The 395-nt window shown below is 79.5% G+C and carries 1 pseudogene; it reads right to left on the bottom strand.

The window, feature by feature from the left end:
• Positions 1 to 395 (bottom strand): annotated as a pseudogene (locus N866_RS21720) (hypothetical protein); the annotation flags it as partial.

The raw sequence follows: 395 nt of genomic DNA on the forward strand, positions 1-395 counted from the left end.
CCCGCAGCGTGAGGGAGCGCAGCTCGGCCGTCTCCCGGTCGGTGACGGACCGGAGCTCGCTGGTCTCCTGCTCGGCCGTGGCCCGCAGGTCGGTGGCCTCGCGCGCGGTCCGCTCGCGCAGCTCGGTCGTCTCCCGGTCGGCGGCGGCCCGCAGCTCCGAGGCGTACGCCTCGGACTCCGCGCGCCAGGTCGTGACCTCCTCGGTCGCGGCCGCCCGGAGCGCGGCGATCTCGTCCGCGACCGTGGAGCGCAGCTCCGCGACCTCGCGGTCGGCGGCGGCGCGCACGTAGGCGGCGTACTGGTCGGCCTCGGCACGCAGGGCGGTCGCCTCCGTCTCCGCGCGCTGGGCGAGCGCACGGGCGTCCCGCTCCGCGGCGGCGCGGACGGCGTCGGCG

This window comes from Actinotalea ferrariae CF5-4 (assembly GCF_000603945.1).
Taxonomy (GTDB): Bacteria; Actinomycetota; Actinomycetes; order Actinomycetales; family Cellulomonadaceae; genus Actinotalea; species Actinotalea ferrariae.